At 67.9% G+C, this 13,304-nt stretch carries 16 protein-coding genes; 13 read left to right on the forward strand and 3 right to left on the reverse strand.

What is annotated here, in order from left to right:
• Positions 1-3 precede the first annotated feature (3 nt).
• The 10 genes from L0M17_RS16250 (at position 4) to L0M17_RS16295 (ending at position 8,642) form a co-directional block, all read left to right on the forward strand.
• A complete protein-coding gene (locus tag L0M17_RS16250) occupies positions 4-1,413 on the forward strand; it encodes an MFS transporter (protein WP_241055347.1) in 1,410 nt (469 codons plus the stop codon).
• Between the two features lie 136 nt (positions 1,414-1,549).
• Positions 1,550-2,236, forward strand: a complete 687-nt coding sequence (locus L0M17_RS16255; RefSeq protein WP_241055349.1) for a hypothetical protein — start codon at positions 1,550-1,552, stop codon at positions 2,234-2,236.
• A 116-nt stretch (positions 2,237-2,352) separates the two neighbouring features.
• Positions 2,353-2,838 (forward strand): hypothetical protein, encoded by a 486-nt coding sequence (locus L0M17_RS16260; RefSeq protein ID WP_241055351.1) that lies wholly within the window; start codon positions 2,353-2,355, stop codon positions 2,836-2,838.
• A 518-nt stretch (positions 2,839-3,356) separates the two neighbouring features.
• The gene (locus L0M17_RS16265; protein ID WP_241055353.1) at positions 3,357-4,133 is read left to right on the forward strand and encodes a sigma-70 family RNA polymerase sigma factor; all 777 of its coding nucleotides are present in this window, start codon (positions 3,357-3,359) and stop codon (positions 4,131-4,133) included.
• A 37-nt stretch (positions 4,134-4,170) separates the two neighbouring features.
• Positions 4,171-4,626: a hypothetical protein gene (locus tag L0M17_RS16270; protein WP_241055355.1), complete on the forward strand. Its 456-nt coding sequence runs from the start codon at positions 4,171-4,173 to the stop codon at positions 4,624-4,626.
• Between the two features lie 10 nt (positions 4,627-4,636).
• Positions 4,637-6,133, forward strand: coding sequence for an arylsulfotransferase family protein (locus L0M17_RS16275; protein ID WP_241055356.1), 1,497 nt, complete (start codon positions 4,637-4,639; stop codon positions 6,131-6,133).
• Between the two features lie 111 nt (positions 6,134-6,244).
• On the forward strand, positions 6,245-6,799 hold the full coding sequence (locus L0M17_RS16280) for a COG4315 family predicted lipoprotein (protein ID WP_241055358.1): 555 nt from the start codon (positions 6,245-6,247) through the stop codon (positions 6,797-6,799).
• Between the two features lie 69 nt (positions 6,800-6,868).
• Positions 6,869-7,321, forward strand: a complete 453-nt coding sequence (locus L0M17_RS16285; RefSeq protein ID WP_241055359.1) for an SRPBCC family protein — start codon at positions 6,869-6,871, stop codon at positions 7,319-7,321.
• A 158-nt stretch (positions 7,322-7,479) separates the two neighbouring features.
• Entirely contained in the window at positions 7,480-8,178 is a 699-nt protein-coding gene (locus tag L0M17_RS16290; RefSeq protein WP_241055361.1) for a helix-turn-helix transcriptional regulator, read from the forward strand.
• Positions 8,179-8,267: 89 nt separating this feature from the next.
• Positions 8,268-8,642, forward strand: a complete 375-nt coding sequence (locus L0M17_RS16295; protein WP_241055363.1) for a VOC family protein — start codon at positions 8,268-8,270, stop codon at positions 8,640-8,642.
• Positions 8,643-8,671: 29 nt separating this feature from the next.
• Here the strand turns inward: L0M17_RS16295 and L0M17_RS16300 are convergent, their stop codons facing one another.
• The gene (locus L0M17_RS16300) at positions 8,672-9,058 is read right to left on the reverse strand and encodes a MerR family DNA-binding protein (protein WP_241055365.1); all 387 of its coding nucleotides are present in this window, start codon (positions 9,056-9,058) and stop codon (positions 8,672-8,674) included.
• Positions 9,059-9,164: 106 nt separating this feature from the next.
• On the opposite strand from L0M17_RS16300, the gene L0M17_RS16305 reads away from it, so the two are divergent.
• The 3 genes from L0M17_RS16305 to L0M17_RS16315 all read left to right on the forward strand — a co-directional run bounded on the left by L0M17_RS16305 (position 9,165) and on the right by L0M17_RS16315 (position 11,721).
• Positions 9,165-9,332, forward strand: a complete 168-nt coding sequence (locus L0M17_RS16305) for a hypothetical protein (RefSeq protein ID WP_241055366.1) — start codon at positions 9,165-9,167, stop codon at positions 9,330-9,332.
• Positions 9,333-9,376: 44 nt separating this feature from the next.
• A complete protein-coding gene (locus L0M17_RS16310) occupies positions 9,377-10,225 on the forward strand; it encodes a patatin-like phospholipase family protein (protein ID WP_308196891.1) in 849 nt (282 codons plus the stop codon).
• Between the two features lie 116 nt (positions 10,226-10,341).
• Positions 10,342-11,721 carry an FAD-binding oxidoreductase gene (locus L0M17_RS16315; RefSeq protein WP_241055369.1) on the forward strand — a complete coding sequence of 460 codons (1,380 nt, stop codon included), beginning with the start codon at positions 10,342-10,344 and terminating at the stop codon, positions 11,719-11,721.
• 85 nt (positions 11,722-11,806) lie between these two features.
• Here L0M17_RS16315 and L0M17_RS16320 read toward each other — a convergent pair whose 3' ends face one another.
• Positions 11,807-12,889, reverse strand: a complete 1,083-nt coding sequence (locus tag L0M17_RS16320; RefSeq protein ID WP_241055371.1) for a DUF1648 domain-containing protein — start codon at positions 12,887-12,889, stop codon at positions 11,807-11,809.
• Positions 12,886-13,278 (reverse strand): GntR family transcriptional regulator, encoded by a 393-nt coding sequence (locus tag L0M17_RS16325; protein ID WP_241055372.1) that lies wholly within the window; start codon positions 13,276-13,278, stop codon positions 12,886-12,888. The genes L0M17_RS16320 and L0M17_RS16325 overlap by 4 nt, the downstream gene beginning before the upstream one ends.
• Between the last annotated feature and the right edge of the window lie 26 nt (positions 13,279-13,304).

The raw sequence follows: 13,304 nt of genomic DNA on the forward strand, positions 1-13,304 counted from the left end.
TCCATGAGCATCACACATCCTGAGGTCACGAGCAACGCTGCTCGGACCCGACGAGCCGTCGCCAACACCCTGAAGGGGTCCGCGGGCAATCTCATCGAATGGTACGACCTATACGTCTACGCAGCCTTCTCGGCGTACTTCGCGGCCTACTTCTTCAACAGCAAAGACCCGGTCCAGGCACAGATCGACGCCTACCTCTCATTCGCTCTCACCTTCCTCATGCGCCCAGTGGGCTCATGGTTCTTCGGCCGCTACGCGGACCGCCGAGGACGGCGCGCGGCCCTCACCCTGAGCGTCACGCTGATGGGCTTGGGCTCGCTCCTCGTCGCCGTGCTGCCGGGCATCGCACAGATCGGGGTCTGGTCCACGGTCCTCATGTACTTCTCCCGGCTGCTTCAGGGCTTCTCCGTGGGAGGCGAGTATGGCACCGCCGCCACCTACATGTCCGAGGTGGCCACCGCCAAACGCCGCGGCTTCTTCTCGAGCTTCCAATACGTGACCCTCGTGGGCGGCCAGGTGCTTGCCCTCCTGACCCTCGTGATCCTCCAAACCACCCTCGGCGAGTCCGATCTCAAGGCGTGGGGCTGGCGCATCCCGTTCGCAATCGGCGCCGTCACCGCACTCATCGTCCTCTGGTTGCGCCGGACCATGGACGAGACCATCTCTCATCAGCAGGTCGAAGCCGCCAAGGGCGGAACTGCCCCCTCGCTGGGCGGTCAGGGCGCGAAGTCCGAGACGGCCGAGCCCGGCACCCTCAAGCTCCTCTTCACGAAGCACTGGAAGCCGTTCGTGGTCGTTGTCTTCCTCACGATGGGCGGCACTTGCGCGTTCTACCTCTACACGACGTACATCCTCAGCTTCATGAACAACGTCTCCCACATACCCAAGACCCAGACCTCGATCATCAACTTCTGGGCCTTGTTCGTGTACATGCTCCTGCACCCGCTGTTCGGCCTGCTCTCCGATCGGATCGGCCGCAAGCTCCAGCTCATCGTGTTCGGCGTCCTCGGCGCGATCTTCACATGGCCCATCATGTCCGCGCTCGCCGGGACGAAGGACCCGGTCGTTGCGTTCCTGCTCATGCTTGCAGGCCTCCTGATCGTCGTGAACTACACCTCGATCAGTGCGATCGTGAAGGCCGAACTGTTCCCCGCTTCGGTCCGCGCGCTCGGCGTGGGCCTCGGCTACGCCGTCGCCAACTCCCTCTTCGGCGGCACTGTGCCGTTCATCGGTGAGTGGCTCTCCAGCGCCGGGCACAAGGACTGGCTCTTCACGTACGTGACGATCACGATCGTGATCTCCCTCGTCGTCTACATCTTCTTCCTGCCCAACAGGAAGAAGGAAACGCTGCTCGATCAGGACCTCACGCCGGAGGATGCAGCAGACCCGGCCATGGGACGCGCGTCGGCCTGACGCCCGCCTCTTGGCTTGGCGGAGCCTCCTGCGCGCCATCATGGGAGGGCCGAGCAGATGCCGCTGCCGGCCCTCCCATGGTGCGCCAGCACTGTCGGATTCGCACGCGGGTGCGAGGACGGATAGCGTTCTCGGCATGCCCACCAGCCCGGTCCACGCGATCACTGCCGCTGCTGTCGCAGCCCTCTGCCTCGCCCTTGCAGCATGCACGACGACGCCCGCGACCGGGACGGCGAACGGCCAGGCGGCGGGAGGCTCACCGGCAACGGCTGCTCCCGCAGGTGGTGTGGTGACCGCCGCGGGGCGAGGTTGGACCCCTGCAGGTCTCGACGGCCCCATCTCCGCTCCGGGGACCTGCCGGATTCGCTGGACGGGGGCCAAGCAGCCCCTCCCCGACCCCAAGTGCACGCCGGGCGCCCGCGACAGCGCGGTGACGCCGTCGACCTTGGCGGCGACAGTCTGCCGCCGCGGCGGCTACACCGCCAGCGTCCGCCCGCCTGTCTCCCTCACCGATGCGGCCAAGGCAAAGATCATGGCCGCCTACGGGATTCCCGCCTCAGAGGCGTCGAAATACGAACTCGACCACCTCATCCCCCTCGACGCAGGCGGCGCCAGCGACGTCAGGAACCTCTGGCCCGAACCGAACACCTTCGCCGAGTTCACCAAGTCCGAATACGTGCACAATGACAAGGACCAGATCGAATCCGACGCCCAGCACGCCATCTGCAGCCAGAGCGCGGGCCTCGACGCGCTCCAGAGGGCATTCGCGGCAGACTGGACCACGATCAGACTCCCTCACGAAAGCACGGGTACGTCAGGCTGAGTCCCTGGCCACCCCTGATCCCGCTGCCGCTCCTGAAGCCTTCGGAGCGGTTCCCTGCCCGCGGGTCGCATCGTAGTCTGGTCGCACACGGACCTGCACGCGAACAGGAGGACTCCATGGGGACGACCAAGTCTGATGCAAAGTCGGCCGCGTCTGCGGCTGAAGCAACCATTCGCCACTCGATCGCCCGGATCGAATCAAGTCTGGACCGGGTCACGCCGCGGGTCAGAGGGGGGCTCGACGAGGCCTTGAACGGGCTGCGCCACCGGATCGAAACCCTCGCCCCAGTGGGCGAAACCGTGGGTGAGGCAGCGGCCAAGGGCTCGCGGAAGGCCGAAGCCGCGACGAGAGCCGCGACGAGCCGACTGGCCGAAGCCGCCGAACGCCTCGCCGACGCGGTCTCAGAGGCCCCTGTGCCAGCGAGCAGGAAGGCTGTGCAGGCGGGGCAGAAAGCCATCGCTGACACCGCCCGAACTGCCTCCAAGGAGCTTCGCAGCGTCCGCGGCGGTTCGGGATTGGTTACTGGCGCAGTGGCGGGAGGAGCCTTCCTCGCGGCCGCAGCCGTCGCGGTCTGGCTGGTCCGGCGCGCCGCCAGGACATAGTCCTTCCTCTACTGGTCGGCGCGTTGGCCCACCTTGAGCCAGAGCGTGTCGGCCTCGACCCGGTCGAGCTCATCGGCCGCGATGTAGTCGGTTTCCGGAGTCGGATGCCCACAGTGTAGAACCGGCCGGGTGCCACGAGAATGAGTTCCGATCTTCTGGCTGGGGCATCGGGCCAGTCGCGCGGATGCAGCCTCCGAGGGCAAGGAACTCTGGCGCTCCTTCTCGGACCGCACCATATACAGAACGGTCTGTCTACTTCTACCGTCGATAGGACAAGGCGCGGTCGAGTCAGGTGCTGCGCAGCCTCGGGGCGCGAGGTTCCTGGCCCCTTCGGGCCCAGGCCCCCAATCGCGGCCGACCTCCTTGGGACGGGCCGGCGGAGCGCTTCCTTCCGGCTCTCCGCCCCTGCCCCAAGTCAGGAACGACCTGCCATGACCACTATCCGTGCTCCACGCACGTCCGCGCCCGCCACAGACCCACCCACCACAGTGCCCCCCACCACAATGCCGCCCACCACAATGCCGCCAGCGCCGGCCGAGGCAGCCTCTCGCGAGACGGCCTCTCCCGAGACGGCATCACCTGAGACGGCATCACCCGAGACTCTGGCGGCAGCCCGAGCCGCCGGCGACCTCGCAGTCGAGTACCTCGGCGTCGCCGACGCCATCGCCCGTCGCTTCCGCTGCCCGGGGCACGATCCCGAAGACCTGCGCCAGGTCGCACGCCTGGGTCTGCTCAAGGCCGCTCGCCGCTACCGCAGCGACCGAGGCCACGGATTCGTCCCGTACGCGGTGCCCACGGTCACGGGCGAGATCAAGCGCTACCTGCGTGACCACTCTTGGGCAGTGCGTCCCCCACGCGGGATTCAGGAGACGCGGCTGAAGGTCAACGCTGCCCGACCCCGGCTGGCCCAGGCCCTCGGGCACCAGCCCACAACCCTCGAGCTCAGCCGCGAGCTCGGCGTCGGTCCGGCCGACATCGCCGAGGCGCAGCTCGCCGACGCTTCCCTGATCGCCGACCCCATCGAGCACCTGGACTCCCCTGCGGATACGGAGGGACGCCCCCTCCCGGTGGCCCTTGCCGCAGAGGACCCTGGCTTCGAGCACGTCGAGTCCCTCCACGCCCTTGCCGGGGCTCTCCGGGAAGCTTCAGAACAGGACCGCGAACTGCTGCACATGCGCTTCGGGCAGGAGTTGACCCAGGATGAGATCGCCCAGCGGCTCGGAATGAGCCAGATGCAGGTCTCCCGCCTCCTGCGGCGGCTCCTCGACAGGCTCCGCCGCCGCATGGCCGCCTGACCCGGGCGCCACCGGAACCAGAAGGGAAGAGGCCCCTGTGGCCATCGATTACGACGAGCTGCGCCCCGATGTCAAGGAATCCCAGGACGACTCGCTCGCGAAGGCTGAACCCGCGCGCCAGGCCGGAACACCCGGCGCACGGCCGGGCGAATCCGAACTGATCCGGTGGCCGAACGTTCTCGGGGACGCCGCCGATCGGTGGCCCAAGTCCTTTTGTTTTGTCGCATGCAGCAGGCGGGTATTAGTCCCGAGTGTGCGGAGAGGCCCCGCCGGATTCTTGCTATCGGAACCGGCGGCCGTTGCGCCGCATGCGGCGGTGGTGATGGCGTCCGTCCGGCGCTGGGAGGCCGGGCGGGCGTCTTCTCCCGGCTCCGGTTTGTTGAGCCCGCTGCGCCTGCTTGATGAGCCCGCTGCGCCTGCACCAAGTCGGGCTGAAATTTTCCTAGGGAATACCCAGTTTGAATCCCTCGCGCGGGAGGTGGCGGTTCCCTAGTCTGGCTGTCGTGATCCCGGTCAGCCGTCGTCATTTCATCCAGGGAGCGGGCCTCGCCGTCGCCGGCGCCGCTGCTGGGGCCGGCGTCGCGCGCTCGGGCGTCTTCCCGGCGCCGCCCCCGGCAGCGGCCGCCGCGCCCACGCCCTCTGCCTCGGCGACCAGCACCGCTCCTGCAGACCGGGCCTTCGTCAGCACCAAGCTCACAGCCGCCCGCACGAACGTCTGGTCGGACGGGCCGCACGCTCCCGGGCTGATCTTCGCCGGCCCCTTCGGACACGGGACGAACGGGCTGATCATCGACAACCAAGGCCACCCGGTGTGGATGGAGCCTACCGGCGCCGGCGTCATGGACCTGCGCGTCCAGACCTACCAAGGGCAGCCGGTGCTGACCTACTGGACCGGGAAGGGCATCGGCGGGCACGGAGCGGGCAAGGGCGTGATCAAGGACTCCGGCTATCGCACGGTCGCGGAGGTCGACGCCGGAGGCGGCCTGCAGGCGGACCTTCACGAGTTCCGCCTCACACCCAGGGGGACGGCGCTGCTGACGGCCTATCCCACCGCCACCCATGACCTCAGCGCGTTGGGCGGCCCCTCCGACGGGTACATCTACGACTGCCACGTCCAAGAGGTCGACATCGCCACAGGCAAGCTGCTCTTCGACTGGGCGGCCTCGGACAACGTGCCCGTCACGGAAAGCTATGTGAAGCCCTCGGACGACCCCGGCCAGGACGGCACGAGCGAGCAGAAGGCGTTCGACCCATACCATGTGAACTCCGTCGACCTCCGGCCCGACGGCTACCTCGTCTCCTTCCGCCACACGCACACGGTCTACCTCATCAGTCCAGCCGGGGACGTCCTGTGGCGGCTCGGCGGCAAGGCGGGCGACTTCCAACTCGCACCGGACGCGCAGTTCCTCTGGCAGCACGACGTCCGCCAGCGCTCCGGCGGAGTCATCAGCCTCTTCGACAACCATCACAAGGACGAGAGCACTGGCACCTCCCGCGGCCTGCTCCTGGACGTCGACGAGAAGAACCGCACGGCATCCCTCAGGCTCCAGCTCCTCAACGCCGGCCACAGGGGCAACGCCATGGGCAGCGTCCAGTACCTCCCGAACGGGAACTTCTTCGTCGGATGGGGCATGGACCCGGCAGCGACCGAGTACACCCCCACAGGGAGGCCTGTCTTTGAGGTCACCGGAATCGGCAGCGCCTCCTACCGGGTCTACCGCTGCCCTTGGACCGGCACCCCCGACGCCGTCCCGGACGCCGCCGTCGTCAACACCAACGGCTCGACAATGACCGGATACGCCAGCTGGAACGGTGCTACCGAGGTGCGCCGCTGGAGATTCCTCACCGGCCCCAGCCCGTCCGCGCTGACCGAGGCTCTCGTCGTCGTCAGGACAGGCTTCGAAACCTGCGCGGACGTCGCCCAGGCACCCTACTTCGCCGCCCAGGCCCTCGACGCCCAGGGCAGAGCACTCGCGACCTCCCTCACGGTGAAGGCCTAGAACCGGGAATATCTAAGACGCGAAATCCTCCGCTGGCTTGAACCGATCGGCCTCCCCTGTCGTCTCATGGTCAGCGGCATAAAGCCGCCCCCATTCAGGTAAGGCGACACCATGAACAAGCGGGCAGCACTCCTCCTCGCCACCGTCTCGGCGGCATCGGCCTTCGGCCTCTGCGGCTGCATGGGCAGCAGCGGCGGCGGCACGACAACCTCGAGCGCCTCAGCGGCGGCTCCCTCTTCGTCCTCGTCGGCAGCCTCCTCGTCTTCCGAGGTCGAGACCCTCAAGACCTCAACGGTGGGCGGCCAGACCATCGTGGTCGACGGGGACGGCAAGACCGTCTACTTCTACACCGTGGACCACGCGGGCGAGACCAAGAGCGCCTGCACTGGCGGCTGCGCGACGCTGTGGCCTGCTGTGACCAGCGCCAGCGCCCCGACGCTGCAGGGAGTGACCGGCAAGATCGGTAGCATCACCACCGCCGACGGCAAGCAGCAAGTGACCGTCAACGGCATGCCCATCTACTACTACGCCAAGGACACCTCCCCCGGGCAGGTGAACGGGCAGGGCGTCGCGGGCGTGTGGTACGTCCTCGGCGCCGACGGATCGATGATCCAGGCACCGATCAATGCAGGGTCCCCGAGCATGTCGGGCACGAACGGCTACTAGGCTTCCGCCCAGCCCCGTGCGCCGGCCCCCGCCTGACAGGGGTCCACGAATATCGTCAATCATGAGAGGATGTGCGCCATTGGCAAGCGTGTTGCTGCCTCGGGCAGCATTCTGATTGCGCGTCCGATCGGTGAGGTCTTCGCGTTCTTCTCAGACGCCGAGAACGACCCGACATGGCGGTCAGGGGTGAAGTCGATCCGGCGCATCGGCGATCTCGGAGTCGGGACTGCCTACGAGCAGACCGTCGCCGGCCCCGGCGGCCGCAGCATCTCGGCCAACATCCGGGTCACGGCATTCGATCCCGAGAAGCGCGTGGCGTTCGAGGCGACGTCCGGACCCGTCAGGCCCAAGGGCGAGTACAGCTTCGCCAACGCTGAAGGCGGCACGAGGGTAACTTTCAGCCTCACAGCCGAGCTCTCGGGGCTGAAGTCGCTGCTGATGTCCCGCCCTGTCCAGAAGACCATGGAGGCAGAAGTGGGAGCCCTGCCGAAGGCGAAGGCCCACCTCGAACTGTCCGCATAGATCCTGCCGGCGTCGACGTCCCAGTGATACCGCCGCCCTTCCAGCTCTCCCAACGGTCCAGCCGCCCTCACCGCCTGCCCTCTCTGTGAGACTTCCCGGGGGCGGTGGGGCTGTTCTCGGAAGGTAACGGCTGCACTGCTGGGTCATAGGATCGTGCCATGAACCGCACCGACCGCCTCTACGCGATCGTCGAGGAGCTCCGTGCCGTGGCACCGCGGCCCAGAAGCGCTCGGCAGCTCGCCGGAAGGTTCGAAGTCAGTTCCCGCACCATCGAGCGGGACCTGGCGGCACTGCAGCAGGCCGGCGTGCCGATCTGGGCCGAACCCGGCCGGACGGGCGGATACGTCATCGACGCGTCGCACACGCTGGCGCCGCTGGGCTTCACGGTCGATGAGGCGTTCGCCGTGACGATCGCGCTTGGCATGCTCGCCTCGAGCCCGTTCCGCGCACCGGCGGGGAGCGCGCTGCGGAAGGTGGCCGCGGTCATGGACGCACGCCGATTGGACGAGACCGTCGAACTCGCCACCCGCGTGCACCTCCTCGAGGACGCGCCGGCGGCAGCGGTCCCGGACGGATTCGCCGAAGCGCTCCGGACGCGCAGCGTGCTCCGGATACGGTACAGCGACAGGAACGGCGAGAAGACGGTCCGCGAGGTCGAGCCGGTGGGATACGTCGGCCGCGACCAGAACTGGTACCTCATCGCCTGGTGCCGGACCCGCGGGGGCATCCGCGCCTTCCGCAGCGACCGCATCCTCGCGGTCGAGCCCACAGGCGAACGCCCGCCGCGCCGGGACTACCGGGCCGAAGACCTCCAGATCCCGTACGGCGAACTCCGACCGGCGTACTCCGGGACCTGAATCCGAAACGGAAACACCGACAGGACGGTGTCGCCGCCGTAGGGCACCGTGGTCCTGTCGGGTCAAGCGATCCGGCAGAAGGGATACCCATGGACTTCGCCTCGATCCGCATCATCACCGACGACCTCGACCGGCTCGTACGCTTCTACGAACTCGTCACCTGCACGACCGCGACGAGACCGGCTCCGGTCTTCGCCGAGTTCCGCACCGGCGCCGGTGCTCTCGCTATCGCCAGCCCCGCGACCGTGGCCATGCTCGGCCAGCGGGCGCCACACCCGGGGGCCAACCGGTCGGTCGTGATCGAGTTCCTCGTCGAGGACGTCGATCAGGAGTTCGCCCGGCTCCGTGACCACCTCGACGATGTCGTCCAAGAGCCCACCACGATGCCTTGGGGAAACCGCTCCACACTCTTCCGCGATCCCGACGGGAACCTCGTCAACCTCTTCGCCCGGCCGGCCAGCTGAACGTCCCCCAGGCCAGCCCCGCCGCGCCCTTAGGAGCGTCGGTCGGCCTCCAGGTCGGCCTGCTCGCTCGACCATGTGATCGAACTGGATCTGAACGGGCTGCTACTCGGACCCCGTCTTCGGGTCCGCGACATATGGCTACGACACGTTGGATCACTTCCGCATCGCCCCGCCTCGGCGGGGAGGGATACCTCGAGCGGCTGGCGGAGGCCGCCCCGCTCGATCTGGGCGAGATGCCCATCCAGCAGCCCGATCACCAAGCCGCACGGCTTCGCGCCTCCGCGCTGGAGGTCCAGGACCTCGGCGATCTCGGACAGGCTCAGCCCCAGCGACTTGGCACGCCGGATGAACTGCAGCACCTCCACGTCCTCGTCCGTGAACAGCCGGTACCCGCCCGAGCTCCGCCCAAGGGCCACTTCAACTCTGCGGCTGACGAGGAGGACGACGCGCCCCTTGACCCGGCCCCATGGGCCGGGTGGAGTCTGGGAGGGCGACAAAGCCGAGCGAGGAGAGGATCGCACTATGCCATTCCAGGAGGGAGACGTCTATCGATGCCCCGACCCCGACTGCGGCTGCGAGGTGACCGTCACCAAAGGCGCGGCCCCGGGAAAGGGAGGCGACATGAGCCCCACCTGCTGCTGCGGCCTGACGATGGACAAGGTGACGGCCGAACCATCGGCCAGTGCCTGAACCGGCGGGCTTGGGCTGCGTTCGGGGCCTGAAAGGGGGTTGGGGTGCCAGAGCCGTGGCCGGGACCGGGCAGTACTGCTGCTGTTTTCGGCGGTGGCGGACTGACCGGTCTTGCCTGGATGACCGGGCTGCTGCTCGGGCTCGAGCGCGCCGATGTGCGGGTGCGCGACGCCGACGTCCTGGTCGGAACCTCTGCCGGCTCCGTGCTCGCGGCGCAGATCGCCGGCAGCACCAGCCTGGAAGACCTCTACGGGTGGCAGCTAGAGGGAAGAGTCGAGGAAATCCGTGGCTTCCTCTCCCCCGAGGACGAGGCCGAGATGAGCCAACTCAGAGCCGAGGCGGGGTCCATGGAGGCCGCAAACCGGGCCGTCGGGCATTTCGCCTGCGCGCGTGGGAATGCGCTCCGGGAGAGGCGTCGGCGCGTGATCCAGGACCGACTCCCAGTCCATGAATGGCCGGCAGGGCGCGACCTGCGGATCGTGGCCGTGGATGCAAGCACGGGCAAGCGCATGGTCTTCACCACTGGCTCAGGGGTTGGCCTCGTGGAGGCCGTCGAGGCTTCCTGCGCCGCCCCGGGCGTGTGGCCGCTGGCCCGCGTCGGCGGGCACAGCTACATGGACGGAGGGACGTGGTCTCTTGCAAACGTCGACGTCGCCGTCGGGGCTGACCGGGTCCTGGTCTTCGCGCCGATCACCCAAGGGTCCCATCCAGGCCACTCCCCGGCAGAAGATCTGGCCGCCCTCGGCGTGCAGGGGCTCGTGGTCGAGCCCTCGCCGCAATCCCTGGCGGCCTTCGGCACCGATAGCCTTGACCCTCAGGCACGGCCCGGGGCAGCAGAGTCCGGACTGGCTCAGGCAGCATACGAGGCGGGCCGTATCGCCAGCCTCATGTAGGCCGTCCACCGGGAGGGCTTGTGCCTCTCCGCGCTGACGGTACGGCAGGTGGATGAAGCGCGAACTCGAAGGCGCGCCGTATTGTCAGAGCCCGCACTTGCTCCGATCATGCCGTCATGAACCATGACGTGCCCGGTTTCCGGGGCGAACTGCTGGGACCCAAGGATGAAGGGTATTCCGCAGCCCGGCGGATCTGGAACGGGGCGATCGATCGGCACCCGGAACTCATCGCGCGCTGCCTCGACCAGGAGGATGCGTCCGCCGTGCTGAAATATGCGGCGAGCCGAGAGCTTCCGCTCTCGGTGCGCGGGGGCGGCCACAACGTCTCCGGCTCGGCGCTGGCCGAGGGCGGGGTCGTCGTCGACCTCTCGGCTCTGAGGGGCGTGATCGTCGACCCGGACGGCATGAGCGTCCGGGTCCAGCCCGGCGCCCTCTGGGGCGACGTCGACGCCGCGACCCAGAGGCACGGGCTGGCGGTCCCCGGAGGAATCGTCACCCACACGGGTGTGGCCGGCCTCACCCTCGGCGGCGGGTTCGGCTGGCTGAGCCGACGGTGGGGGCTGACCTCGGACAACATGCTCTCCGTCAGGATGCTCCTTGCCGACGGCAGCCGAGTCCAGGCGTCAGAGCACGAGAACCCCGATCTGTTCTGGGCGGTCCAGGGCGGGGGCGGGAACTTCGGCATCGTGACCGAATTCCGGTTCCGGCTCCACCGCCTGGGCACCCACGTCCTGGCGGGCCCCATCCTGTTCCGTACCGACCAGGCGCGGGAGGCCATCGCCCTCTACCGCGAATTCATCGCCGAGGCGCCGGATGAGCTCTCCGTCTACCTGAACCTCCGCACCGCCCCGCCCTTCGACTGGATCCCGGAGCATCTGCGGGGCACCGATGTGCTGCTGGTGATCCCGTTCTTCATCGGAGACCCCCGCGAGGGCGAGGATCTTCTGCGGCCGCTGCGCGCATTCGGTCCGCCCGCCGTCGACCTCGTCCGCTACAAGCCGTATGTCGAGCACCAGGCAATGTTCGACGCCGGAGTCCCCCATCACTGGGGCTACTACTGGAAATCGCATTACCTGCCACCCCTCACTAACACCGCCGTCGAAGTCCTGCTCGAGCATTCGTGGGCCAAGAGCTCCCCGGCCTCCTACACCCTGCTCTTCCATATGGGCGGCGCCATCGCCTCACGGCCGCAGGACAGCTCTGCGGCCAGCGGACGCGACGCCGCGCACGCGATGAACATCAACGCCGCTTGGCCGGCCGGAGGCCCGTCGCATCCGGACATCGCATGGTGCAGGGAGTACTTCACCGCGATGGAGCCCCACGCCACGGGCGGGGTCTACGTGAACTTCCTCCACAACGACGAAGGCGAAGCCAGGATCCGCGCTGCCTACGGCAGCCGCTACGACCGCCTGACCCGCATCAAGGCAAAGTACGACCCCGACAACATCTTCCAATCGAACCAGAACATCAAACCCTCCCAAGCCGAGCAGGGCTGATCCTGCACCGGGGGTCCTGGCAGACCAGAACGCGCAGCCTTCCTACCCTTCTGGTCTAATGAGGCGGCTCCGCGACCTACCGGGGTCAGCCCTCGAAACGGACGGTGATCACGATGCCGATCAGCGCGACCAAACCGACCAGGAGCATCGCTGCCGTGGGATTGCCGAAGTTGAACGTCCATCCCAGACCGAACCGGCGCGGAACCAGCAGCGCGCGGTCTTCGCGGTTGAAGTAGAACAGCCCGCCTCGCCAGTACCTGTCGTCGTCCCGATGGGACAGGCCGGTGTCCTCCTCGCCCTGATCCGGTTCGCGGTTGTTCCTGGCCAGGACCACTGCTGCCACTACGACGGCGGCCAGGATCGGGAGCGCGACTACCAGATGCGCCCACGAGGTGGCCGTCCCGGTCCACATCAGCAGCGATGATCCCAGCATTGCGAGGTCGATCATCGCGGCCAGCCCGAGCAGGGCCTTGGCGGCCAGTGCCATGTAGTGGCGGTGCCAGCGCGCGGAGCCGGCCGGGTGTGCCGGGTCGACGTCCGGACGGCTGCGGAAGATGACGGCTGCCGCCATCCCGGCGAGCAGCGCGGTCACCCCGATCTGCACGAACACCAGTGAGAACGCCGTGCCCACCGACTTGGCCGCCAACCGGTTGGGCACGCCGTTCGCGTAGTGCACGGCGAGCACCTCGGGCATCGACGGGTAGCTGAGCACGCCGATTACCGCTGTGGCGACCGTGACGATCAGCGCCGGTGCCAACCAAAGCCAGGGAAACCGCGGCGGGTCGGTCCGCAGCCCGGTGTCCACCGCGATGCCCTGGTGGAGGCCCTCGTACCAGCCTCCGGCGGCCTTGGCCGCACGGATCTCGCGGTTGGCCAGGAAGAAGCAGCCGTACCAGAGGCCGACGAGAACCAGCACCGACAGTGGCAGCGGGAGCGTTTCGCCGGTCAGGCCGTAGATGACAACGGCGACAACGGCGGCGGCGATCCAGCTGGCTACTACCCGCCATCGATAGATGCGGGTCTGCCTCAGCACGGTCGGGTCGTCGGCATGCTGCTCAGGCACCCGAACTCCGAAGGGCGCAGTCGGACTGTTGATCGAGGGAAGGACCAGGGCGACTGCAAGCACCAGCGCCGACAGCACCGAGCTCAGGACGATCGCAATGGTCATGGCATCTCCTCCGGCTGGGCGGAACCGAACGAATCGAGCACGGATCGGCAGGCCTCGAGAATTTCCTCGGCTGGCAATCCTCTGGCGACGGCCTCAGCGAGCAGGGTCCGTGCCCTAGCGGTCCACTCTGCGAGGAACGGCGGAGTCGCGACCGTAGGGGTCACCACCGCACCGGTCTTGCGGTTGAGCCGAATCAGGCCCTGCTGGCGCAGGAGGTCGTAGGCCTTGTTCACGGTGTGGAAGTTGATCCCGAAGTCCGCAGCAAGCGCCCTGGTGGCCGGCAGCGAGCTGCCCTCAATCAGCACGCCCTCGGCGATCGCCTCCACGATCTGGTCGCGAAGCTGCTGATAGATCGGCAACTCGCTGTCAAGGTCTACTGTGAGGATCATCGCTCCAGGCCTCCGGCCTTTATTCT

Origin of the sequence: Sinomonas terrae, from assembly GCF_022539255.1 — a bacterium.
GTDB classification, from domain to species: domain Bacteria; phylum Actinomycetota; class Actinomycetes; order Actinomycetales; family Micrococcaceae; genus Sinomonas; species Sinomonas terrae.